The 723-nt window shown below is 67.8% G+C and carries 2 pseudogenes; both read left to right on the top strand.

Features of this window, described 5'->3' with window-relative positions:
• Positions 1-146: 146 nt before the first annotated feature.
• A pseudogene (locus tag V8324_RS22185) lies at positions 147-524 on the top strand (transposase); the annotation flags it as partial.
• Positions 473-723 (top strand): annotated as a pseudogene (locus V8324_RS22180) (hypothetical protein); the annotation flags it as partial. The pseudogenes V8324_RS22185 and V8324_RS22180, both read left to right, overlap by 52 nt.

Raw genomic sequence — 723 nt, 5'->3', positions numbered from 1 at the left:
GGCAGTGTCCCAACGATTGGTGTAGGAGGCCGCGCGCCGAGCCCCCGGCGTAGCGCAGCGCGCGGCCGGTGGTGACTTGGGCGGCGACCGTCGATCTTCGGCAAAGGCTCGGGTTGCAACACTCGAAACCAAAGACGGAGATGACGATGACCGATCAGGGAATGGCATTGCTCGAGCCGGTTGAACAGCAGGCCGGTGGCGGTCTCGTGCGCGCGATGCTGGCCCTTGCGGCCGGCCGGACCATGGAAGCCGAGGTGGAGACGCGGACGGGCACGGCCAAGGGTGCGCGCGCGCCCCTGCGGGACGTTCAGCGAAACGGTTACCGGGACCGGGATCGGGATCGGGATCGGGACACGCGTGCGGGTCGCATCCCGCTGGAGATCCCGAAGCTGCGCAAGGGCAGCTACCTGCTGAGTTCCCTCGAGTCCCGGCGGACGGCCGAGAAGGCTCTCGTGGCGGTGCTCCAGGAGGCATGCGTCCATGGTGCTTCGACGCGCTCCGTGGACGATCTCGTGAAGGCCATGCCCTGGCCGGCTCGCGCATCGTGGCGGCGGCGATGCTCAAGACGATCTTCGCCCTGGAAAGCAAGGCCGACGCGGACGCCCAATGGGACACCGTCGCCGATGCCCTCCGCGAAAAGCAGGACAAGCGCGGCACCTTCATGGACGCCTCGCGCATCGGCTGTTGTATATGGACCCCGCCTGATTGCAACGGTCTGGTCGG

Source organism: Roseovarius sp. D22-M7 (genome assembly GCF_037083785.1).
In the GTDB taxonomy this organism is placed as follows: Bacteria; Pseudomonadota; Alphaproteobacteria; order Rhodobacterales; family Rhodobacteraceae; genus Roseovarius.
This window is presented reverse-complemented; position numbering and strand designations above follow the sequence as displayed.